The organism is Isoptericola sp. NPDC056134, assembly GCF_042264825.1.
GTDB lineage: Bacteria > Actinomycetota > Actinomycetes > Actinomycetales > Cellulomonadaceae > Isoptericola > Isoptericola nanjingensis.
Window position 1 is genome coordinate 31,827 of the sequence record NZ_JBHJVM010000001.1, and the last position, 19,541, is coordinate 51,367.

A 19,541-nucleotide genomic window follows, 5' to 3' on the forward strand; every position below is an offset into this window, starting at 1 on the left:
TCGACGATCTACGCGCCCGGGCGCACCAGGCCCGTCTCGTAGGCGAGCACGACGAGCGCGGCGCGGTCACGCGCGTCCAGCCGCGTGAGCAGCCGGCTCACGTACGTGCGCGCGGTGGCGGGACTCAGGTACAGGTCGCGGGCGATCTCGTCGTTGGTGAGGCCGCGCCCCACCAGGGTGAGCACCTCCCGCTCGCGCTCGGTGAGACCGGCGACGGCGGCGTCGTCGAGCCGGCGCGGCGCGTCGGCGACGGCGCGCATCGCCGCGGCCGTGACGGCGGGGGACAGCAGCGAGTCGCCGGCGGCCACGGTGCGGATCGCGCCGCGCAGGTCGCCGGGGGAGACGTCCTTGAGCAGGTAGCCCGCCGCGCCCGCGCGGATGGCCTCGACCACGTGCTCGTCCTCGTCGAACGTGGTGAGCACGAGGACGCGGACGTCGCGCAGCGCCGGGTCCGCGACGACCGCCCGCGTCGCCTCGATGCCGTCCACGCCGGGCATCCGCACGTCCATCAGCACGACGTCGGGCCGCAGCTCCCGCACCCGCGCGAGGCCGGAGCGGCCGCCGGCCGCCTCGCCGACGACCGCGATGTCGCCGTCGAGCTCCGCCAGCGGGCGCAGCCCGGCGCGCACCAGCTCCTGGTCGTCGACCAGCACCACCCGGATCATGGCTCCAGTCTGGCCGGTCGGCCCGTCAGGTCGGCAGTTCGCGCCGGGCGCGGCAGTTCGAGCTGCCGCGCCGAGGACGAACTGCCGCGTCCACCGGGCCTGCCTCAGCGGGGGAGCGTCGCCGGGAGGTCCGCGACGACGGCGAACCCGCCGCCGGGCGCGTCGCCCGCGATGAGCGTGCCGCCCAGCAGGCCCGCGCGCTCGCGCATCCCCGCGACCCCGGTACCCGGCCCGGCGCCGGCCGCCGACCCGCGGCCGTCGTCGGTCACGCTGAGGCGCAGCCGCCCGTCGTCGACGTCCGCCTCGACCCGCACGTGCCGGGCGTCCGCGTGCCGCAGCACGTTGGTCAGTGCCTCCTGGGCGATGCGGTAGGCGGCGGCGTCGATCGCGTCGCTGAGCGCGCCGGGCGCGACGGCGTCGACCACCTCGACGTCGACGCCGGTCGCCCGCAGCGGCGCGACGAGGCCGTCGAGGCCCGCCAGGCCGAGGGCCCCGCGAGGCGCGGCGTCGGGCGCGCGCTCGCGCAGCACCTTCACCGTGGCCCGCAGCTCGTCGAGGGTGCCCGACGCCGCCTCCCGGACGCGGGCGAGCGCGTCGCGCGCCGCGTCGTCGTCCCGCCCGACCGCCTCGTCCGCGACGCCGGCGTGCAGCGCGACGACCGACAGGTGGTGGCCGACGGTGTCGTGCAGGTCGCGGGCGATCCGCAGCCGCTCGGCCTGCAGCCGCTCCTGCGCGGCGTGCGCCGCCTGCTCGGCCGTGAGCTCGCGGACCAGGGCGGCGCGCTCGCGGGCCTCCCGCGCCAGCCGGACGGCGACGCCGAGCGCGACCGCCGCCGCCGTCAGCGCGACGTTGGTGACCAGGTCGTAGGCCGTGAGCGCGGCGCTCGGGTCGACGTCGTCGCCGGTGACGCGGAACCAGGTGGCGACCGCGACGAGCACGCCGCCGGTGCCCGCCGCCCACCCGGCGCGCCCCCGCTCCGCCGCCGCGAACAGCGCGGCGACGGCGGGCAGCACCATGCCGATGGGCGCGAAGCCGAGGGCGTAGTAGGCGCAGACGCCGAGGAACGTGAGCACGAGCATCGTGCGCGGGGCGACGCGGCGCAGCAGCACCAGCGCGCCGAACCCCGCCGCGAACAGGTAGGCCGCCGCGCCGGCGTCGCCCTGGCCCGACGGGTCGGCCGCGATGACGACCGCGACGACGAGCGTCGACGCGAGCGCCAGGACGACGTCGGCCACCCACGGGCTCGGCGGCGTCGTCGCGGACGTGGTCATGCCCGCCAGGCTAGGCGCCACCCCCGGAGGGTGCCGAACAGGCGGAGGGATGCTCCGGGTCGGTCAGGGTCGCTGTCGCTCCGGGGCGACAACAGGAGACGCTCGCGGGCCGATGTGTCGCCCCTGCCCTGGCGGGAAGGGTCGAGGCATGACCTCGAACCAGCCTTCTCCCCAGCCCCGTCCACAGCCGTGGGCGCCGTCCCCGACGACCACGCCGACGCGCGCCGGCATCTCCTGGCCGCTCGTCGCCGGGCTCGCGTCGATGGCGCTGCTCTGGCCGCTCACCGGGCTCACCGGCATCGGTGGCACGGGCGCGCCGCGCGCGCTCGGCATCGTCGCCCTCACCGCCGTCGTGTGGATCGGCGTCGTCGGGTTCGGCCGCGTGCCCCGGCCGGTGCTCACCCTGACGATGACCGGCCTCGCGTCCGGCGTCGTCATCCTGCTCGTCTCGACGCTGATCGGCGGCGTGGGCCCGGGTGGCGAGGGCGCGGCCGCGTGGACGGCGGTCCCGGCGCTCGCGATGGACGCCGGCTGGGGCGCGCTCGCCGGCGTCGTCGCGCTCGGCGTCCAGAAGGCCCGGGGCGGCGCCCGATGACGATGCGCCCGACACCGGCGCGACGTCCGACGCGCCGCGCGGTGCTGCGCGCGACGTCGCTCGCCGCCGTCGTCGCGCTCCTGGCCGCCGGGTGCGGCGCGATCCCCGGTTCGGTGACGTCGGTGGACGAGCCGGAGTTCGCCCGCCCGCTGCCGATCCCGCCGCTCGCGGAGTCCGAGGTGGTGGGCGGCGTGCGCACCTTCCGCCTCACCGCGCAGGAGGGCACGACCGAGCTGCTGCCCGGCACCCGGACCCCGACGTGGGGCTACGACGGCCCGTACCTCGGACCCACGCTGCGGGCGGAGCGGGGCGAGCAGGTCGCCGTCGAGGTGACCAACGACCTCCCGGAGACCACCAGCGTGCACTGGCACGGGATGCACCTGCCTGCGGCGATGGACGGCGGCCCGCACCAGGCGGTCGAGCCGGGCGCCACGTGGCGGCCGACGTGGACGATCGACCAGCCCGCCGCGACGCTCTGGTACCACCCGCACCCGCACGGCGAGACCGAGAAGCACGTCTACCGCGGCCTCGCGGGGCTCTTCCTGCTCGACGACGACGCGTCGCGCGCCGCCGACCTGCCGCGGGAGTACGGCGTCGACGACGTCCCGGTGGTCGTGCAGGACAAGGTGATCGGCGACGACGGACGGCTCGTCCTGAAGGACGACGGCGGCGAGCCGGGCACGCTCGGCAGCACGGTCGTGACGAACGGGGTCGCCGGCGCGTACCAGCGCGTCACGACCGAGCGGGTGCGGCTGCGGCTGCTCAACGGGTCGACGGCGCGCACGTACGCCCTGGGCTTCGCCGACCGGGGGATGGACCTCGTCGCCACGGACGGCGGGCTGCTGGACGCGCCCGTGCGTCTGGACCACGTGCGCCTCGCGCCGGGGGAGCGGGCCGAGGTGGTGGTCGCGATGCAGCCGGGCGAGACGACGCGGCTGCACTCGTCCGAGGCGGACCTGGGCGGCGTCGCGGCGCCGTTCGCGGTGGGCGGCAACGACGCCTTCGACGTGCTGGAGCTGCGCGCGGCGGACGAGCTCGCGACGTCGCCGGAGCCGTCGTGGGGGCGCTCGCGGCACGCGGCCGAGGACGCGCTGCACGAGGAGCACGCGACCGTCACCCGCACGTTCGACCTCGACGAGCGCACGATCAACGGCGAGCGCATGGACGCCGGCCGCGTCGACGAGGTCGCGACCGTCGGCAGCACCGAGGTGTGGGAGGTGCGCAACACCATCCCGATGCCGCACAGCTTCCACGTGCACGACGTGCAGTTCCGGGTCCTCACGATCGACGGGGAGGCCCCGCCGCCCGGGCTCGCCGGCCCGAAGGACACCGTCTACCTGGAGCCGCGCCGCACCTACCGGCTGCTGATGCGGTTCGAGGACTACACGGACGACGTGCTGCCGTACATGTACCACTGCCACATGCTGCTGCACGAGGACGAGGGGATGATGGGCCAGCTCCTCGTCGTCGAGCCGGGGTCCGACGCGCGGCCGGGGCCGTCGGAGGCGCTGTCGCGGCGCGACGTCGGGCACGACGCCGGCCACGACGCCTCGGGTCCCGTGGTGGGCGGGTACGGCCCGCGCCGATCCACGGCCGGGCATCACGGCTGACCTGTGGGAAGGGTGCTGGCACGCGGGGCGGCGGGCTGCCAGGATCGCCGGGTGCCCACCCTGCTGCCCGTGACGTTCGCGCCCTTCACCGACCCCGAGCAGCCGGTGCTCGACGTGCCCGCTGCGGGCGCGCGCCTGCGCCCCTGGCGCCCGGAGGACGCCCCGGCGGTGCGCGAGGTGTACGCCGACGAGGTGATCCAGCGGTGGCACGTGCGCGTCCTGGAGTCGGACGACGAGGCGCGCGAGGTGATCGCCGGCTGGCGCGCGGGCTGGGCGGACGGGCGCGAGTCGAGCTGGGCGGTGGCGGACGCCGCGGAGGACGTCGTCGTGCTCGGGCGCATGGTCGTCAAGACGTTCGACCCGCACGGCGTGGGCGTCGTCGCGTACTGGACGGCCCCGGCGGCGCGGGGTCGGGGGGTCGCGCCGGCCGCGCTCGACGTCGCCGCCGCGTGGGCGTTCGCCGCCGGCTTCCACCGCCTCGAGCTGGTGCACTCCACGGACAACGCGCCGTCGTGCCGTGTGGCCGAGAAGGCGGGCTTCGAGGCCGAGGGCGTGCTGCGGCAGTCCGTGCGGCACCTCGACGGGTGGCACGACATGCACGTGCACGCCCGGGTGGCGGGCTGACGCCCGCGGCGGACGTCGGGCGGGCGGGGGTGGGTCGTGGAAGCATCGCACCGTGACCAGCACCGACGCCGACCGGCTGCGTGACCTCGCGCTGCTGCGGCGCGTGCGCGACCGGATGGACCGGGAGTTCGCGCAGCCGCTGGACGTGGAGGCCCTGGCCCGCGGCGTGCACATGTCGGCGGGGCACCTGAGCCGGCAGTTCAAGGCCGCGTTCGGGGAGTCGCCGTACAGCTACCTCATGACGCGGCGCATCGAGCGGGCGATGACGCTGCTGCGCCGGGGCGACCTGAGCGTCACCGAGGTGTGCTTCGAGGTGGGGTCGTCGTCGCTCGGCACGTTCAGCACGCGGTTCACGGAGCTGGTGGGGATGGCGCCCAGCGAGTACGCGCGGCGGGCCCGGTCCGCGGCGGCGGGGGAGCTGCCGTCGTGCGTCACGAAGCAGGCGACCCGACCGGTCAGGAATCGAGAAGCGCCGGCCGTGGACCTCCACCTAGCGTGAATTCCATGAGCGACATCGACATCACCATCCACACGACCTTCCTTCCGCACACCGACCCGGAGGCCTCCCTGGGCTTCTACCGCGACCTGCTCGGCTTCGAGCTGGTCCAGGACGTCGGGCAGGGCGAGATGCGCTGGCTGACGTTCGTCTCGCCGGCCCAGCCTGAGACCCGCCTCGTGCTCAACCCGCCCGCCGCCGACCCCGGCATCACCGAGGACGAGCAGCGCACCATCCGCGAGCTCATGGCCAAGGGCAGCTACCAGTCGATCATCCTGGGCACCAAGGACCTCGACGGCGTCTTCGCCAAGCTCCAGGCCGCCGACGCCGAGGTGGTCTCCGAGCCCACCGAGCAGCCGTGGGGCGTGCGCGACTGCGCGTTCCGCGACCCTGCGGGCAACATGGTCCGCATCGACCAGGTCGGGTGAGCGTCGTGACCCAGCAGACGACGAAGCGCCCGAAGGGCACCCCCGGACCGTTCTCCCTGTGGGTCCAGCGGCAGGCCAACGCGAGCACCGCCAAGAAGATCCGCCGCAAGGGCGGGCAGATGATGGGCATGGACCTGCTGGTCCTGCACACCGTCGGCCGCCGCACGGGCGAGGCGCGGGAGAACCCGCTGGCCTGGTTCGACGACGGCGCGGGCGGCCGGCTCGTGGTCGCGTCGGGGGGCGGCACGCGCCACCCCGGCTGGTTCGCGAACCTCGTCGCGCACCCGGAGCAGGTCGCGGTCGAGCTGCACGGCACCGGCACCACGCCGGTGACGGCGCACGTCCTCGACGACGCCGAGCGGGCCCAGGTGTGGCCGGCGATCGCCGCGGCCGCGCCGACCATCGACAAGCACCAGAGCAAGAGCGACCGCCAGTACCCGGTCGTCCGCCTCGTCCCGGCCGGCGCCTGAGGTGTGCGTCCCCGGGATCCCGCGCCTCACCCGGACGACGGCCGTCCGCGCGGACGGCAGCGAAGGAGTGGCCATGAGGTTCCGTGCGACCGTCGAGCCCGCCGAGACGATGAAGGGCCTCGAGGTGCCGCCGGAGGTCGTCGAGGCCCTCGGCGGCGGCGCCCGACCGCCGGTGACGATCACCGTGAACGGCCACACGTGGCGCAGCCGGGTCGCGATCATGCGGGGCCGGCACCTGCTGGGGCTGAGCCGGGCGAACCGGGAGGCCGCGGGCCTCGAGGTCGGCGCCGAGGTGGAGGTCGAGCTGGCGCTCGACACCGGGCCGCGCGTCGTCGTCGAGCCCGACGACCTCGCCCGGGCGCTCGACGCCGACCCCGTCGCCCGTACGGCGTACGATTCCCTTCCGCCGGGCCGCCGTCGCCACCTCGTGCTCGACGTCGACGGGGCCAAGCAGGCCTCGACACGCGCCCGCCGCATCGACAAGGCTCTTGCCGAGCTGCACGCGCCCGCTGGTTGAGCCTGCCGCAACCAGGTCTCGACAGGCTCGACCGCCGACCTCCAGGAGGATCCCAGTGACCGTCACGGACCCCTCGACCCTCACCCCGTCGTCCGGCACCACGGCGAGCGTCGTCGCGGTGCACGCGAGCGCCGTCCACGGCTTCAGCAAGCCGGCCCTCGACCAGGTGGTCCTCGTCGAGGGGGTAGGGGTCGAGGGCGACGCGCACGCCGGGGTCACCGTGCAGCACCGCAGCAGGGTCGCCGCGGACCCGTCGCAGCCGAACCTCCGCCAGGTGCACCTCATCCACGGCGAGCTCTTCGACCGGCTCGCCGCCGCCGGCCACGACGTGGCGCCGGGGGACCTGGGGGAGAACGTCACCACCCGCGGGATCGACCTGCTGGCGCTGCCCGTGGGCACCCGGCTGACGATCGGCGACGCCGTCGTGACCGTCACCGGCCTGCGCAACCCCTGCCAGCAGATCAACGACTTCCAGCCGGGACTGCTCAAGCAGCTGCTGCGCCGCGGGGCCGACGGCGAGGTCGAGCGGCTCGCCGGGGTCATGGGCGTCGTCTCGCGGGGCGGCGCGGTCCGGCCCGGGGACGCGGTCGACGTCGAGCTGCCGGCGCCGCCCCACCTGCCCCTCACCCGCGTGTGAGCCTGCCCGCCCCCCACCGGCGTCCCCGCCACCACGATCGAAGGAGCACCGCCGTGACCGCCACCGAGTCCCGCGCCGAGTCCCGCGCCGGGTCCCCCGCCGCGACGTCGTCGCACACCGCCGACGCGCACGACGTCATCCGCGTGCAGGGCGCCCGCGAGAACAACCTGCGCGACGTGGACGTCGAGATCCCCAAGCGCCGCCTCTCCGTGTTCACGGGGGTGTCGGGCTCGGGCAAGAGCTCGCTGGTGTTCGCGACCATCGCTGCCGAGTCGCGGCGCCTCATCGACGAGACGTACTCGACGTTCGTGCAGGGGTTCATGCCGTCGCTGCCGCGCCCTGACGTGGACGTCCTTGAGGGCATCACCACCGCGATCCTCGTGGACCAGGAGCGCATGGGCGCCAACGTGCGGTCCACGGTCGGCACCGTCACCGACGCGAACGCCATGCTGCGCAACCTGTTCAGCCGCGTGGGCGAGCCGTACGTCGGCCCGCCCACGGCGTTCTCGTTCAACATCCCGACGTCGACGGCGAGCGGGGTGTTCAGCACCGGCAAGGCCGGGGGCGAGGTCGAGAAGAAGGTCGTGCGCAACCAGGTGTACCTGGGCGGCATGTGCCCCGAGTGCGAGGGCCGCGGCACCGTCTCCGACCTCGACCTGTCCGTCATCGTCGACGAGTCGCTGTCCCTGCGCGACGGCGCGATCCTCGTGCCCGGCTACAAGGCCGACGGGTGGATGGTGAAGGGTTTCTCGGAGTCGGGGTTCGTCGACGGCGACAAGCCGGTGCGCGACTACACGGAGGCCGAGCGGCACGACTTCCTCTACCGGGAGAAGGGCAAGGTCAAGGCCCTCGGGATGAACATGACGTACCAGGGCCTCATCCCCAAGCTGCGCGAGTCGATGTTCAGCAAGGCGCCCGAGTCGCTGCAGCCGCACCTCCGCGCGTTCGTCGAGCGGGCCGCGGTGTTCGTGCCCTGCCCGGAGTGCGACGGCACCCGGCTCAACGAGTCCGCCCGGTCGGCGAAGGTCAACGGCGCGGGCATCGCGGACGTGTGCCGGATGCAGATCACCGACGCCGCCGAGTGGGCGCGGGGGATCGACGACCCGGGCGTCGCGCCGCTGGTCGGGGCCCTGCTGCACCTGTTCGACAAGTTCGTCGAGATCGGGCTGGGCTATCTGTCGCTGGAGCGGCCGGCGGGCACCCTGTCGGGCGGCGAGGCGCAGCGCACCAAGATGATCCGGCACCTCGGGTCCGCGCTCACCGACGTCACGTACGTCTTCGACGAGCCGACCGTCGGTCTGCACCCGCACGACATCGAGCGGATGAACGGCCTGCTCCTGGAGCTGCGCGACAAGGGCAACACCGTGCTCGTCGTCGAGCACAAGCCGGAGGCGATCGCGATCGCCGACCACGTGATCGACCTCGGCCCCGGCGCCGGGACCGACGGCGGCACGATCTGCTTCGAGGGCACGCTGGAGGGGCTGCGCGCGAGCGGCACCCTCACCGGCCGCCACCTGGACGACCGCGTCACCGTCAAGGAGTCCGTCCGGGAGCCGTCCGGCGCGCTCGAGATCCGCGGCGCCTCCCAGAACAACCTGCGCGACGTCGACGTCGACGTCCCGACCGGCGTCCTCACCGTCGTCACGGGCGTCGCGGGCTCCGGCAAGAGCTCGCTGATCCACGGCAACCTCGCCGGTCGCGAGGGCGTCGTCGTCGTCGACCAGGGCGCGATCAAGGGCTCGCGCCGCTCCAACCCGGCCACGTACACCGGGCTGCTGGAGCCGATCCGCAAGGCGTTCGCGAAGGCGAACGGCGTGAAGCCGGCCCTGTTCAGCGCGAACTCCGAGGGCGCGTGCCCCACCTGCAAGGGCAACGGCCGCATCTACACGGAGCTCGGCTTCATGGAGACGGTCGAGACACCGTGCGAGGACTGCGGCGGCAGGCGGTTCATGGCGTCGGTGCTGGAGTACACGCTCGGCGGCAAGAACATCGCCGAGGTCTTCGACCTGTCGGTCGCGCAGGCGCACGCCTTCTTCCGCGAGGGTGAGGCGAAGATCCCCGCGGCGCACAAGATCCTCGCCCACCTGGAGGACGTCGGGCTCGGCTACGTGAAGCTCGGCCAGCCCCTCAACACCCTGTCCGGCGGCGAGCGGCAGCGGCTCAAGCTCGCCATGCACATGGGCGAGAAGGGCGGCACGTACATCCTCGACGAGCCCACCACCGGCCTGCACCTGGCCGACGTGGCGAACCTGCTGGGCCTGCTGGACCGGCTCGTGGACGATGGCAGGACGGTGATCGTCATCGAGCACCACCAGGCCGTCATGGCGCACGCCGACTGGATCATCGACCTCGGGCCGGGCGCCGGGCACGACGGCGGCACGGTCGTCTTCGAGGGCACGCCCGCCGACCTCGTGGCCGCCCGCTCCACCGTGACCGGCGAGCACCTCGCGGACTACGTCGGCGCCTGATGCGGGACGGCGGGCGGGGAAGAGCGATGGACCGCTTCGCGGGGCGCGTCGCGCTCGTGACGGGGGCCGCCCACGGGATCGGTGCGGCCGTCGTCCGGCGGCTCTCCGCCGAGGGCGCGGCCGTCGTGCTGGCCGACGTCGACACGGCCGCGGCCGAAGAAACGGCGGCCGCCCTGGAGGCCGTCGCGCGTGAGCGCGCGCTCGTCGTGGCCTGCGACCTCACCGACCGGGCGTCGGTCGAGGCGGCGACGGAGACCGCCGTCGCCCGGCACGGCCGCCTGGACGCGGTCGTCAACGTCGCGGGCGGCGCGCTGCCGCACCCGGACCAGCTCGACGGCGGCACCGACGCGGACTGGGCGGCCACGGTGGACCTCAACCTCGCGGGGCCGGCGCGCGTGGTGCGCGCCGCCGCGCCGCACCTGGCCCGGCCGGGCGGCGCCGTCGTGCTGGTCGGGTCGGTCAACGGGCTCGCGGCGTTCGGCGGCGACGCCTACTCGGCCGCGAAGGCGGGCCTGGGGGTGCTGGCGAAGAACCTCGCCGTGCGGCTCGGGCCGGACGGCGTGCGCGTCAACGTCGTCGCCCCCGGCACCGTCCGCACCCGGGTCTGGGACACCCAGGGCGGCCCCGACCGCCTCGCGCCGCTGTACCCGCTCGGCCGCGTGGGCGAGCCGGAGGACGTCGCCGCCGCCGTCGCCTTCCTGGCGTCCGACGACGCCGCGTGGATCACGGGCGCCACCCTGCCCGTGGACGGCGGCGTGCTCGCCGGGCCGCTCGCCGCGTTCGCCCGACTCGCCGACGGGACCTGACGAACCAGTTCGTCACCGCCGTCGTCGCCTGCTTCGTCCCGCTCGCCGCGGGGCTGTACCTCCTGGTGACGGCGGCGTGGACCCTGGTCCAGCGGATCCTGCTGCGGCGCCGCTTCCCGCTCCGGCCCGAGGGCGGCGCCCGACCGGCGCTACCGTGACGCCATGTGGTTCGAGCGGCCCGGTTCGACCCCCGCGGTGCGCACGGTGTGGTCCGCGACCGTGGAGGAGCCGGGGGAGTACCTCGTGGCGGGCTCGGAGTACTGGGGCATCTCCTTCATCCGCCGCGCCGACGGGAGCCTCGGCGGCGAGCTCGACGGGCCGAGCCTGAGCGCCCGCCGCACGACGAGCGTCGTGGGGGAGAGCTACTGGGGCGTGGAGCTGGCGCCGTTCGTGGTGGTCGCGGGCCTCGACAAGCAGCCGGTGCTCGGGGCCACCGTCGACCTGCCGGTGCGCTCCGGGCGCGTCCGGCTCGGGGAGCGGTGGACGACGCTGCCGGCCTTCGACGAGCTCGAGGACTGGGTGGACGAGATGGTGCGCCTCGGCCCGTTGGGCGTGGACGACGGCGTGCGCGCGGCGCTCGACGGTCAGCGGGACGGCGCGTCGCCGCGCACCTGGCAGCGCCGCTACCGGCGCACCGTCGGGCTGACGGCGGGGCAGGTGGAGCAGGTCCGGCGGGCCGAGCGGGCCTACGCCCTCCTGCAGGGCGGCGTCGCGCCGGCCGAGGCGGCGGCGCGGGCCGGGTTCGCCGACCAGGCGCACCTGACCCGCAGCCTGCGCCTCATCCGTGGGCGGACCCCGGCGGCGGTGCTCGCGGCCGCCGCCCGCCGACGGCCCGCCCGGTGACGTTCTCGTTCAAGACCGGGCCCCGGCCGGCGCGGTGTGATGGCGGGGACGAAAGGAGCCACCATGGCCGTCCCCCCAGGATTCTCGACGATCAACCCGTTCATCATCAGCAGCGACGTCGAGAACCTCATCCTCTTCCTGGTCGACGTGTTCGACGGCGTCGAGCACCCCGACGCGCGGACCGTCGACCACGACGGGCTGCTGCTGCACGCCGAGCTCCAGATCGGCGGCACCACCGTCATGTTCGGCGAGCGCAAGCCCGGCTGGCCGTTCACCCCGTCCCTGCTGCAGGTCTACGTGGACGACGTGGACGCGGTGCTCGGGCGGGCGCGGGCCGGTGGCGCGGACGTCGTGACGGAGCCCACCGCGTTCTTCGGCGAGGTCTTCTCCCGCTTCGTCGACCCCTGGAACAACCTGTGGTGGGTCTACAGCACCCCGCAGGACGACGCCGCGGGCGAGTGGGAGGAGGCCGGCGACGGTGCCGAGAGCGACGCCGGGAGCGACGCCGAGTGGGAGCCGACGCCGGAGCTGACCTACATCCGCGACACGCTCGTCGCCACCCTGCCGCGCCTGCGGGACCCGGTCGCCTGAGCCGCGGTCACGTCGCCGCCCGCCGCCTCAGGGCCGGACGTAGACGCCGACCCGCGACGCGGGCCGGAACCCGTGCGCCTCGTAGAACGCGGCCGCGGCGCCGTCCCGCACGGTCAGGAGGTACCAGTGCTGGACGTCGGGCAGGCGGTGCTCCAGGGCGGCCAGCAGGCGGGACCCCCAGCCCTCGCGCTGGTGGGCGGCGGCGACGCACATCTCCTGGACGAGCAGGTGGTCCTCGGTACCGGCGCGTTCACGGTGCCCGAGGACGAAACCGATGACGTCGCCGCCGTCGGTGACCGCGACCGAGCCGACGGATCGTGGCGTGGCCAGCATGTCGCCCAGACGTTGCGCGGCGTCCCCGCGCGTCCACTCCTCGTTCCACGGCGGCGCGGAGAACGTGCGCACGAAGAGTCGCGCGCAGTCCTCGAGGCGGTCGGCGGTGAGATCGACGATCACCCGCGGAACATAGCAGCGCCGTCGGGTCACGTCCGGGGCGCCCGCGTCGTCGGAGTGGCAGGACGCGCGGTGGTCGCGCGACGACGGAGGAGGACGGCATGGCACGCATCCTGGTCACGGGCGGCACGGGACACCTCGGCAGGCTGGTGGTGCCGCGCCTGGTACGCACCGGCGCACAGGTGCGGGTGCTCAGCCGCAGCCCGCACGCGGACGGGGACGGCGTGCGGTACGTCGTCGGGGACTGGGCGACGGGCGAGGGGCTGGCGCAGGCCGTGGGCGACGCGGACGTCGTCGTCCACCTCGCCGGCGACCAGCTGCACAACGAGGAGACGGCTCGGGCGCTGGTCCGGGCGATCCGCGACGCGGGCAGCGAGCCGCACCTGGTGAACATCTCCGTGGTGGGCGCGGAGAAGGTGCCGGTGACGTCGGGGTTCGACCGCCGTGCCCTCGGGTACATGGAGAGCAAGCTCGCCCAGGAGCGCGTGCTGGAGGAGTCCGGGATCCCGTGGACCAACCTGCGCGCCACGCAGTTCCACGAGCTGGTGCTCATCGCCGCCCGGGCCCTCGCGAAGCTGCCGGTCGTGCCCACGCCGTCCGGCTGGCGGGCGCAGCCGATCGCGGGGGACGAGGTCGCGGCACGTCTGGTCGAGCTCGCGCTCGGCGACCCGCAGGGGCGGGTGCCCGACGTCGCCGGGCCCGAGATCCACACGTTCCGCGGGATGGTCCGCGACTACCTCGACGCGGTGGGGTCGCACCGCCCGACGATGCCGGTGCGCGTGCCCGGCGCGGCGTCTCGGGCCTATGCGGCGGGCGGCAACCTCGCGCCCGACCGCGCCGTCGGCAAGCAGACGTGGGCCGAGTTCCTCGCGGAGCACGTCGCGCGGCGCTGAGCCACGAGGAGGTCAGAGGTCGACGCGCATCACCGCGCGGCGCGACGTCGGGCGGCTCACCTCGCGGAACCCGGCGGCCTCGAACACCTCCGCCACCCCGACGTAGAGCTCGCCCCACGAGTCGCTGTACCCGGGCTCGACGACCATCGGGTAGCCCTCGACGGCGCGCGCCCCGCGGGAGCGGGCGTGCTCGACGGCGGCGGCGGTGAGGGCCGCGCTGACCCCCCGGCGGCGGTACCCGGCGCGGGTGACGAAGCAGACCACGGCCCACACGCCGTCGTCGTCCTTGTCCTCGTCGCGGCCCGACCAGGGCACCCGCGCCGTGCGCAGCCGGGGGTACGCGGTGCGGGGCTCGACGGCGCACCAGCCGGCGGGCTCGCCGTCGAGCCAGGCGACCAGCCCGCTGGTGGTCGGGGCGTCCGGCTCGCCGCAGTGCGTGTCGCGGCGCAGCGCGGCCGCCCGCTCCTCGCGGGCGGTCTCCCGCCAGTCGGAGGACGGCGTCTGGAACCACCGGCACTGGCAGCGCGCCCCCTCGCCGCGCGGGCCGAGCACGGTCTGCAGGTCGTCCCACGTCGCCTCGTTCGCCGGCCGGACCACGATGTCGGACGTCATCGCCCCATCGTGCCCGGCCGCCCGGCTGCCCTCCACAGGTGGCGACGGTCGACGTAGCGATGGGTCCCCGTCCCGTGCGGGGACGAGGACCGACCGCTACGTCGACCGTCGCGGTCAACCGGGGTCAGGCCGCGCGGTCACCCTTGAGCACGCCGTAGACGAGGGTGTCCGTCCACTCGCCCTTGGACCACCAGTCCTGCCGCAGGTGGCCCTCGCGCCGCATGCCCACGCGCTCGCACAGGCGGGCGGACGGCTCGTTGCGGGCGTCGAGCTGCGCGACCACGCGGTGCATGCGATAGAAGCCGAACGCCAGGTCGAGGACGGCGCGCACCGCCTCGGTCGCGAATCCTCGGCCCGTGAAGTCGGGGTGGAAGACCCAGCCGATCTCCCCGCGGGAGACGGTGTCGCCCGTCGTCCACAGGGCGACGTCGCCGACGACCTGGCCGTCGTGCTCCACGATCAGCGCGAGGGCGGAGCCGGGCTCGTCGATGCGGGTGCGCGCGAGCCGCTTCGCGAGCTGCGCCTCGGCGACGTCCGGCGTCCACGGCTCCTCGAGCAGGTAGCGCGCCACCTCCGGGTCGGCGTAGTAGGCGAGCAGGGGCTCGAGGTCCTCCGCGCGGTGCGCGCGCAGGACCAGTCGGCCCGTGGTCACCGGCAGCGGGGTCTCGGTCGTCACGGTCAGGCACCCTACGCGCCGGGGCGGGCGAACCGCGACGTCGGCCCCCGAAATGTGCGTGACGCGGACCCCGGGTGCGGCGCACCGTGGAGGCATGAGCACCCCCGCGGCCACACCGACGTGGCGCCTGGTCGAACCGCCCCGCGCCGACCTGCTCGACGCCGCCGAGGCCTGGGCGTACCGCGGCGTCGCGGCGCTGGAGCGGGCGGTGGGGCTGGCCGACCTGGGGCACGACGACCTCGCGCCCAGGGCCGTCGACCTGCTGGTCGGCGACCGTCACCAGGAGCACGCGCGCCACCACCGGCTCGTGGCGGTGGACGGAGAGGTGACACCTGGCGTGCCGCGCGTCGTCGGCCACGGCGAGCTCGTCCTGCCCGTCTCCGACAACCGCCACCTCGCCGTCGTGCACATCGCGGTGCTGCCCTCCCACCGCGAGCAGGGGATCGGGTCGGCGATCGCGGACCGGCTGCGCCGGGTCGCGCTCACCGAGTGCCGCACCACCGTGTTCGCGGAGGTCGAGCTCGCCGCCGAGCCTCCCGCCGACGCCCCGGACGCGGTCGCGCCCCGGGAGGGTCCGGGGCACGTCTCCGCCGATCTGCCCGGCATGCGGTTCGCCCGCCGGGCCGGGCTGGGGCTGGAGATCGTGGCGCGGCGCTCGGTCCTCGACGTCCCGCTGCCCGACGACGTCGTGGACCGGTTCGTGGCGGACGCCGCGGCCCGGGCCGGGGACGGCTACCGCCTGCACACCTGGCAGGACCCGGCGCCCGAGCGGTGGGTCGACCAGCTCGCCGCGCTGGAGCACAGCCTGTCGGAGGACGAGCCGAACGGCGGCCTCGCGCTCGAGGCCGAGCGGTGGGACGGCGCGCGCATCCGCCTGGAGGAGGCGAAGCGGGCCGAGAGCGGCCGGACCGGGCTCGTCACCGTCGCCGAGCACGTCGCCACCGGCACCCTGGCGGGGATGACGCTGCTCGCGTGGGACGACGACCGCCCCGAGCTCACCGAGCAGGACAGCACGGTGGTGCTGGCCGGGCACCGCGGCCACCGGCTCGGCATGCTCCTCAAGGCGGTGAACCTGCGCGAGCACACCCGCCTGCGTCCCGCCGCGCGCCGTATCTCCACGTGGAACAACGAGACGAACGCCCCGATGCTGGCGATCAACGTGGCCCTGGGGTTCCGGCCCGCGGGCGGCTCGGCGGAGCTGCAGGCGCCGCTCGCCGACGTCGTCCCGCTGAGCCGCGGCTGACGACGCCGGGCGGTCAGGCCGTGCGGACCTCCAGCGCCTCGCCCGGCGCGAGCCGCCGGTACTCGGCCCCGCCGAGCCCGCCCGCGACGCGGTCGACCAGGGCCAGGCCGGCGTCGTTGAGGATCGCGTCGTGGATCGGGACGGCGACGCGCGGCGCCACCCGGCGCACGTAGTCGACCGCCTCCGCGAGCTTGAGCCACGGCGCCGCGACCGGCAGGGCCAGCACGTCGACCCGGACGTCCTCGGGGGCGGGGGTGAACGAGTCGCCAGGGTGCAGCACCGCGCCGTCGACGAGGAACGCGACGTTGGCCGGCGGGGTCATGTCCGGGTGGATGGTCGCGTGCACGTGCCCCAGCGCCTGCACGGCGAACCCGGCCGCGTCGAACGACGCGCCGCCGTCCACCGCGTGCAGCCGGTCGGCGGGGGCGCCTGCGTCGGTGAGCTGCTCGACGACGGCGGCCGGGGCCCACAGGTCGGGCCCGCCGTCGGCCGCGAGCGCGGCGGCCATGCGGGGGACGTCCACGTGGTCGACGTGCTCGTGGGTGACGAGGACGGCGTCGGCGCCGTCGAGGATGCGCGGGTCGGTGAACGTACCGGGGTCGATGGCGAGGACACGGTCGTCGCGCTCCAGGCGGACGCCGGCGTGGCCCCAGGTGGTGAGGGTGAGGGAGGACATGCTGCCCATCCTGGCCCTGTCACCTGGAAGTGTCCTCAGCGGTGTGCTCGAGAAGGGCCGGGAGGAGCACGTCCCACGACGACGGCGGCGCGACCTGGTGGCCGACGCCGTCGAGCACCAGCAGCCGCGCCCCGGGGATCCCCGCGGCCAGCGCGGCGCCGTGACCGGGGAACAGCGGGTCCTCGCTGCCGTGCACGACGAGCGTCGGCACGGTGAGGTCCGCCAGGGTGCCCTCGAACGGGGCCCCGGGTTCCGCGGCGAAATGGTTCGTCCCGGCGGTGGCGTCGATCGAGCGCGCGACGGCGCGGGTCGCGACGGCGCGGGTGCGCGACTCGTCGAAGTCGCCCCGGCCGGTGAGCGCGCGGTCGTCGGCGACGACCGCATCGATCAGCGCGTCCGTGTCGCCGGGGTCGGGGGAGGGGCCGTCCCACAGGCCAGCGAGCTCGGGGGCGGACGGGGCGAGCGCGGCGTCGTCCGGCCCGGCGAACGCGCGCGTCGTGGACATCAGCGTGGCCGAGGCGACCCGGTCGGGGTGCTCCAGCGCGAGCTCCTGCACCATCGCGGCGCCCGCCGAGAGGCCCACGAGGTGCGCCCGCACGACGCCCAGGTCGTCGAGCACCCGCAGCGCGTCCTCGGTGAGGTCGCGGCTCGTGTAGTCGGGGGCGCCGGGCGGGCAGGTGGCGGAGCGGCCCGTGTCGCGGTGGTCGTACCGGACGACGCGGCGCCCGCCCGCGGCCAGCGCGGCGCAGAGGTCCGCCGGCCACCAGTCCATGGACGAGGCCACGCCCCCGAGCAGCAGGATCGTCGGGTCGGCGGGGTCCCCGACGGCCTGGTAGCACAGCGGGGCCGCGCCGTCGGTGAAGAGCTCCGGCCCGAGGGCGTCCCCGTCCGCGGGCCCGACGGACGAGGGGTCAGGAGGTCGTGTCATGCGGGGTGGACGCCGCGGGCGGGCCGGATTCATCGCCCGACGACGTCACGGCAGGCGCAGCAGCGCCTGGACCGGGGTGTGGTCGCTGGGCCAGCGACCGTCGTCGCGCCAGGTGTTGATACCTGCCGCGAGCACCTCGGTGCCGCCCGACGCCAGGATCCAGTCGATGCGTTCGCCGCCGGGCACGGGGGCGCCGTAGTCGGGGAACGTGCCGACGTCGGGGGTGAGCCGTCGGTCGGCGACCACCCACGTGTCGTGCAGGCCGCCGTCGGTGACGAGCACGTCGTAGGGCGCGGACCGCTCGGCGGGCGCGTTGCAGTCGGCGGTGAAGACGGCGGGGAGCCCGGACCCGGAGACGAGGTCGCGCACCACCTCGGCGCTGCGCACGCGGGCGGGCTCCGACTCGTGGTCGAAGTGCGAGTTCACGTGCACGAGCTCGGTGCCCGTGCGCTCGTCGCGGAACCGGGCCCACGTGACGACGCGCGGGTAGACGTGGTCCCACGTCGAGCCCGCCAGCCGGGGCGTGTCGGACAGCCAGAACTGGTCCCACCACAGCAGCGACAGCCGCCGGGCGTCGTAGAGGATCGCGGAGTGCTCCCCGGCGGCGCCGCCCTCGCGGCCGTGCCCCACCGACCGGTAGTCGTCGCCCAGCGCGTCGGTGACGGTCGTGAGCTGCGCGAAGTGCGCCTCCTGGACGCCGAGCAGCGTCGGCCGTTCCCGCGCCAGCAGCCGGCCGACGAGAGGCGCGCGGTCCGGCCAGTGGTCCGGGCTGCCGGGGAGCGTGTCGTCGATGGCGCAGCGGACGTTGAGGCTCATTACGTGCAGCAGGTCGGCGTCGGGCGCACCGACCAGCGGGGCGTCGTCGGGCGCGACGGGGAGGGTGTCGGGCACGGCCGCCACCGTACCCGGGCACCCGCCCGCTGCTAGGTTCGGGCGCATCGTGACCGACCCCTCCCGAGACACCGCCCCGACCGCCGCCCGCCCCGACACCGCCGCCGACACCGACACCGCTCGACTCGTCGCCTGGGGCCAGGAGCTGCGCTCCGTCCACGCCCGCCTCCGCGACGCCCTCGAGGTCGCGCGCGAGGCCGTCGACTCCGCCGGCGACGCCGCGCCCGCCCCGACCGACGGCGCCGACCCGCGCCGCCTGCTCGGCCTCTACTGCCACGGCTTCTGCCAGGCGCTCGAGGGCCACCACCGCGGCGAGGACGCCAACGTCTTCACCGCCCTGCTCGACCTGCGCCCCGACCTCGCGGACGTCGTCGCCGAGCTGCAGCGCGACCACCGGCTGCTCGACCACCTGCTCGGCGAGCTGTCCCGCGCGGTCGACGCCGGTGCGGACGCCGCCGCTCTCGACCGGCACCTGGACGGCATCGACGCCGTCATGGAGACGCACTTCCGGTACGAGGAGAAGCGGCTGGTCGCCGCGCTCGACGAGCCGGCCCTCGCCGCCGCGCTGTCCGGGACCGGCCGGCGCGCCGCCCTCGGGCCGCTCGCCTGAGCTGTCCGCGACCAGCCCAGGAAGTACCGCGCCGAACGGTGCCGACGGGCTGTCACCTCGTCGGGTGGGACGACGGCGCACGTCGGGCAGACTGGGCGCACCGCCGTCCCGCACCGCCCGAGAGGTCCGCCATGCCCGCCACGCCCGTGTCCCCCCGCCCGCCGCTGTCCGTCGTCGGCCGCGTCTTCGCCGTCGTCGCCGTGATCGAGGCGTTCACCTGGGCGGGCCTGCTGGTCGGGATGTTCCTCAAGTACGTCACGGAGACGACGGAGGCGGGCGTCTGGCTGTTCGGCCGCCTGCACGGCGCGGCGTTCGTGGCGTACGTGGTGGTGACGCTGCTCGCCGCGGTGAAGCTCCGCTGGGGCTGGTTCCGCGCGCTGGTGGCGCTCGCGGCCGCCGTCCCGCCCCTGACGACGCTGCTCGCCGAGTGGTGGCTGCGCCGCACGGGCCACCTGAGCGTGCCGTCGGCGGTGTCGTCAGAGAAGTCCGCCGAGACCCGGCTCGACGACGAGGCGACGGTTTCCTGATCGTTACCCCG

At 75.4% G+C, this 19,541-nt stretch carries 24 protein-coding genes; 16 read left to right on the plus strand and 8 right to left on the minus strand.

Features of this window, described 5'->3' with window-relative positions; genetic code table 11:
* Positions 1–8 precede the first annotated feature (8 nt).
* Entirely contained in the window at positions 9–665 is a 657-nt protein-coding gene (locus ACFCZN_RS00155; protein ID WP_430555419.1) for a response regulator, read from the minus strand.
* Between the two features lie 104 nt (positions 666–769).
* A complete protein-coding gene (locus ACFCZN_RS00160; protein ID WP_430555420.1) occupies positions 770–1,936 on the minus strand; it encodes a sensor histidine kinase in 1,167 nt (388 codons plus the stop codon).
* Positions 1,937–2,084: 148 nt separating this feature from the next.
* Here ACFCZN_RS00160 and ACFCZN_RS00165 point away from each other — a divergent pair, with 148 nt between their 5' ends.
* The 12 genes from ACFCZN_RS00165 to ACFCZN_RS00220 all read left to right on the plus strand — a co-directional run bounded on the left by ACFCZN_RS00165 (position 2,085) and on the right by ACFCZN_RS00220 (position 12,021).
* The gene (locus ACFCZN_RS00165) at positions 2,085–2,531 is read left to right on the plus strand and encodes a hypothetical protein (RefSeq protein WP_430555421.1); all 447 of its coding nucleotides are present in this window, start codon (positions 2,085–2,087) and stop codon (positions 2,529–2,531) included.
* Entirely contained in the window at positions 2,528–4,141 is a 1,614-nt protein-coding gene (locus ACFCZN_RS00170; RefSeq protein WP_430555422.1) for a multicopper oxidase family protein, read from the plus strand. Before ACFCZN_RS00165 ends, ACFCZN_RS00170 begins: the two co-directional genes overlap by 4 nt.
* 51 nt (positions 4,142–4,192) lie before the next feature.
* Positions 4,193–4,765: a GNAT family N-acetyltransferase gene (locus tag ACFCZN_RS00175; protein WP_430555423.1), complete on the plus strand. Its 573-nt coding sequence runs from the start codon at positions 4,193–4,195 to the stop codon at positions 4,763–4,765.
* Between the two features lie 52 nt (positions 4,766–4,817).
* A complete protein-coding gene (locus tag ACFCZN_RS00180; RefSeq protein WP_430555424.1) occupies positions 4,818–5,264 on the plus strand; it encodes a helix-turn-helix transcriptional regulator in 447 nt (148 codons plus the stop codon).
* Between the two features lie 14 nt (positions 5,265–5,278).
* Positions 5,279–5,689, plus strand: a complete 411-nt coding sequence (locus ACFCZN_RS00185) for a VOC family protein (protein ID WP_429763216.1) — start codon at positions 5,279–5,281, stop codon at positions 5,687–5,689.
* Between the two features lie 5 nt (positions 5,690–5,694).
* On the plus strand, positions 5,695–6,159 hold the full coding sequence (locus ACFCZN_RS00190; RefSeq protein ID WP_430555425.1) for a nitroreductase family deazaflavin-dependent oxidoreductase: 465 nt from the start codon (positions 5,695–5,697) through the stop codon (positions 6,157–6,159).
* Between the two features lie 73 nt (positions 6,160–6,232).
* Positions 6,233–6,676: a YdeI/OmpD-associated family protein gene (locus tag ACFCZN_RS00195; RefSeq protein ID WP_430555426.1), complete on the plus strand. Its 444-nt coding sequence runs from the start codon at positions 6,233–6,235 to the stop codon at positions 6,674–6,676.
* A gap of 55 nt (positions 6,677–6,731) precedes the next feature.
* Entirely contained in the window at positions 6,732–7,313 is a 582-nt protein-coding gene (locus tag ACFCZN_RS00200; RefSeq protein WP_430555427.1) for an MOSC domain-containing protein, read from the plus strand.
* A 53-nt stretch (positions 7,314–7,366) separates the two neighbouring features.
* Positions 7,367–9,781 (plus strand): ATP-binding cassette domain-containing protein, encoded by a 2,415-nt coding sequence (locus ACFCZN_RS00205; RefSeq protein WP_430555428.1) that lies wholly within the window; start codon positions 7,367–7,369, stop codon positions 9,779–9,781.
* Between the two features lie 26 nt (positions 9,782–9,807).
* The gene (locus tag ACFCZN_RS00210) at positions 9,808–10,587 is read left to right on the plus strand and encodes an SDR family NAD(P)-dependent oxidoreductase (RefSeq protein ID WP_430555429.1); all 780 of its coding nucleotides are present in this window, start codon (positions 9,808–9,810) and stop codon (positions 10,585–10,587) included.
* Between the two features lie 162 nt (positions 10,588–10,749).
* A complete protein-coding gene (locus ACFCZN_RS00215) occupies positions 10,750–11,430 on the plus strand; it encodes a helix-turn-helix domain-containing protein (protein WP_430555430.1) in 681 nt (226 codons plus the stop codon).
* Positions 11,431–11,493: 63 nt separating this feature from the next.
* The gene (locus ACFCZN_RS00220) at positions 11,494–12,021 is read left to right on the plus strand and encodes a VOC family protein (protein ID WP_430555431.1); all 528 of its coding nucleotides are present in this window, start codon (positions 11,494–11,496) and stop codon (positions 12,019–12,021) included.
* 27 nt (positions 12,022–12,048) lie between these two features.
* Here the strand turns inward: ACFCZN_RS00220 and ACFCZN_RS00225 are convergent, their stop codons facing one another.
* The gene (locus ACFCZN_RS00225) at positions 12,049–12,477 is read right to left on the minus strand and encodes a GNAT family N-acetyltransferase (RefSeq protein ID WP_430555432.1); all 429 of its coding nucleotides are present in this window, start codon (positions 12,475–12,477) and stop codon (positions 12,049–12,051) included.
* A 98-nt stretch (positions 12,478–12,575) separates the two neighbouring features.
* Between ACFCZN_RS00225 and ACFCZN_RS00230 the strand changes: the two genes are divergently transcribed.
* The gene (locus tag ACFCZN_RS00230) at positions 12,576–13,367 is read left to right on the plus strand and encodes an SDR family oxidoreductase (RefSeq protein WP_429763055.1); all 792 of its coding nucleotides are present in this window, start codon (positions 12,576–12,578) and stop codon (positions 13,365–13,367) included.
* Positions 13,368–13,379: 12 nt separating this feature from the next.
* On the opposite strand, the gene ACFCZN_RS00235 is transcribed toward ACFCZN_RS00230, so the two are convergent.
* The gene (locus tag ACFCZN_RS00235; RefSeq protein WP_430555433.1) at positions 13,380–13,979 is read right to left on the minus strand and encodes a GNAT family N-acetyltransferase; all 600 of its coding nucleotides are present in this window, start codon (positions 13,977–13,979) and stop codon (positions 13,380–13,382) included.
* 124 nt (positions 13,980–14,103) lie between these two features.
* Positions 14,104–14,655: a GNAT family N-acetyltransferase gene (locus ACFCZN_RS00240; RefSeq protein WP_430555434.1), complete on the minus strand. Its 552-nt coding sequence runs from the start codon at positions 14,653–14,655 to the stop codon at positions 14,104–14,106.
* A 94-nt stretch (positions 14,656–14,749) separates the two neighbouring features.
* Here ACFCZN_RS00240 and ACFCZN_RS00245 point away from each other — a divergent pair, with 94 nt between their 5' ends.
* The gene (locus tag ACFCZN_RS00245; RefSeq protein WP_430555435.1) at positions 14,750–15,898 is read left to right on the plus strand and encodes a GNAT family N-acetyltransferase; all 1,149 of its coding nucleotides are present in this window, start codon (positions 14,750–14,752) and stop codon (positions 15,896–15,898) included.
* Between the two features lie 13 nt (positions 15,899–15,911).
* Here ACFCZN_RS00245 and ACFCZN_RS00250 read toward each other — a convergent pair whose 3' ends face one another.
* Genes ACFCZN_RS00250 through ACFCZN_RS00260 form a run of 3 tightly spaced genes read right to left on the minus strand, consistent with a single transcriptional unit; the run spans position 15,912 to position 18,393 of the window.
* The gene (locus tag ACFCZN_RS00250) at positions 15,912–16,574 is read right to left on the minus strand and encodes an MBL fold metallo-hydrolase (protein ID WP_430555436.1); all 663 of its coding nucleotides are present in this window, start codon (positions 16,572–16,574) and stop codon (positions 15,912–15,914) included.
* A gap of 19 nt (positions 16,575–16,593) precedes the next feature.
* Entirely contained in the window at positions 16,594–17,502 is a 909-nt protein-coding gene (locus tag ACFCZN_RS00255) for an alpha/beta fold hydrolase (protein WP_429763062.1), read from the minus strand.
* Between the two features lie 45 nt (positions 17,503–17,547).
* Positions 17,548–18,393, minus strand: a complete 846-nt coding sequence (locus ACFCZN_RS00260; protein WP_430555437.1) for an endonuclease/exonuclease/phosphatase family protein — start codon at positions 18,391–18,393, stop codon at positions 17,548–17,550.
* A 49-nt stretch (positions 18,394–18,442) separates the two neighbouring features.
* Here ACFCZN_RS00260 and ACFCZN_RS00265 point away from each other — a divergent pair, with 49 nt between their 5' ends.
* The gene (locus ACFCZN_RS00265; protein WP_430555438.1) at positions 18,443–19,003 is read left to right on the plus strand and encodes a hemerythrin domain-containing protein; all 561 of its coding nucleotides are present in this window, start codon (positions 18,443–18,445) and stop codon (positions 19,001–19,003) included.
* 131 nt (positions 19,004–19,134) lie between these two features.
* A complete protein-coding gene (locus ACFCZN_RS00270) occupies positions 19,135–19,530 on the plus strand; it encodes a DUF3817 domain-containing protein (RefSeq protein WP_430555439.1) in 396 nt (131 codons plus the stop codon).
* Positions 19,531–19,541: the final 11 nt, after the last annotated feature.

Bases quoted from the DNA above. Each gene is read 5' to 3' on its own strand.
- ACFCZN_RS00155 (WP_430555419.1), bottom strand. From the start codon at position 665: ATGATCCGGGTGGTGCTGGTCGACGACCAGGAGCTGGTGCGCGCCGGG.
- ACFCZN_RS00160 (WP_430555420.1), bottom strand. From the start codon at position 1,936: ATGACCACGTCCGCGACGACGCCGCCGAGCCCGTGGGTGGCCGACGTC.
- ACFCZN_RS00165 (WP_430555421.1), top strand. From the start codon at position 2,085: ATGACCTCGAACCAGCCTTCTCCCCAGCCCCGTCCACAGCCGTGGGCG.
- ACFCZN_RS00170 (WP_430555422.1), top strand. From the start codon at position 2,528: ATGACGATGCGCCCGACACCGGCGCGACGTCCGACGCGCCGCGCGGTG.
- ACFCZN_RS00195 (WP_430555426.1), top strand. From the start codon at position 6,233: ATGAGGTTCCGTGCGACCGTCGAGCCCGCCGAGACGATGAAGGGCCTC.
- ACFCZN_RS00210 (WP_430555429.1), top strand. From the start codon at position 9,808: ATGGACCGCTTCGCGGGGCGCGTCGCGCTCGTGACGGGGGCCGCCCAC.
- ACFCZN_RS00215 (WP_430555430.1), top strand. From the start codon at position 10,750: ATGTGGTTCGAGCGGCCCGGTTCGACCCCCGCGGTGCGCACGGTGTGG.
- ACFCZN_RS00220 (WP_430555431.1), top strand. From the start codon at position 11,494: ATGGCCGTCCCCCCAGGATTCTCGACGATCAACCCGTTCATCATCAGC.
- ACFCZN_RS00230 (WP_429763055.1), top strand. From the start codon at position 12,576: ATGGCACGCATCCTGGTCACGGGCGGCACGGGACACCTCGGCAGGCTG.
- ACFCZN_RS00235 (WP_430555433.1), bottom strand. From the start codon at position 13,979: ATGACGTCCGACATCGTGGTCCGGCCGGCGAACGAGGCGACGTGGGAC.
- ACFCZN_RS00245 (WP_430555435.1), top strand. From the start codon at position 14,750: ATGAGCACCCCCGCGGCCACACCGACGTGGCGCCTGGTCGAACCGCCC.
- ACFCZN_RS00250 (WP_430555436.1), bottom strand. From the start codon at position 16,574: ATGTCCTCCCTCACCCTCACCACCTGGGGCCACGCCGGCGTCCGCCTG.
- ACFCZN_RS00255 (WP_429763062.1), bottom strand. From the start codon at position 17,502: ATGACACGACCTCCTGACCCCTCGTCCGTCGGGCCCGCGGACGGGGAC.
- ACFCZN_RS00270 (WP_430555439.1), top strand. From the start codon at position 19,135: ATGCCCGCCACGCCCGTGTCCCCCCGCCCGCCGCTGTCCGTCGTCGGC.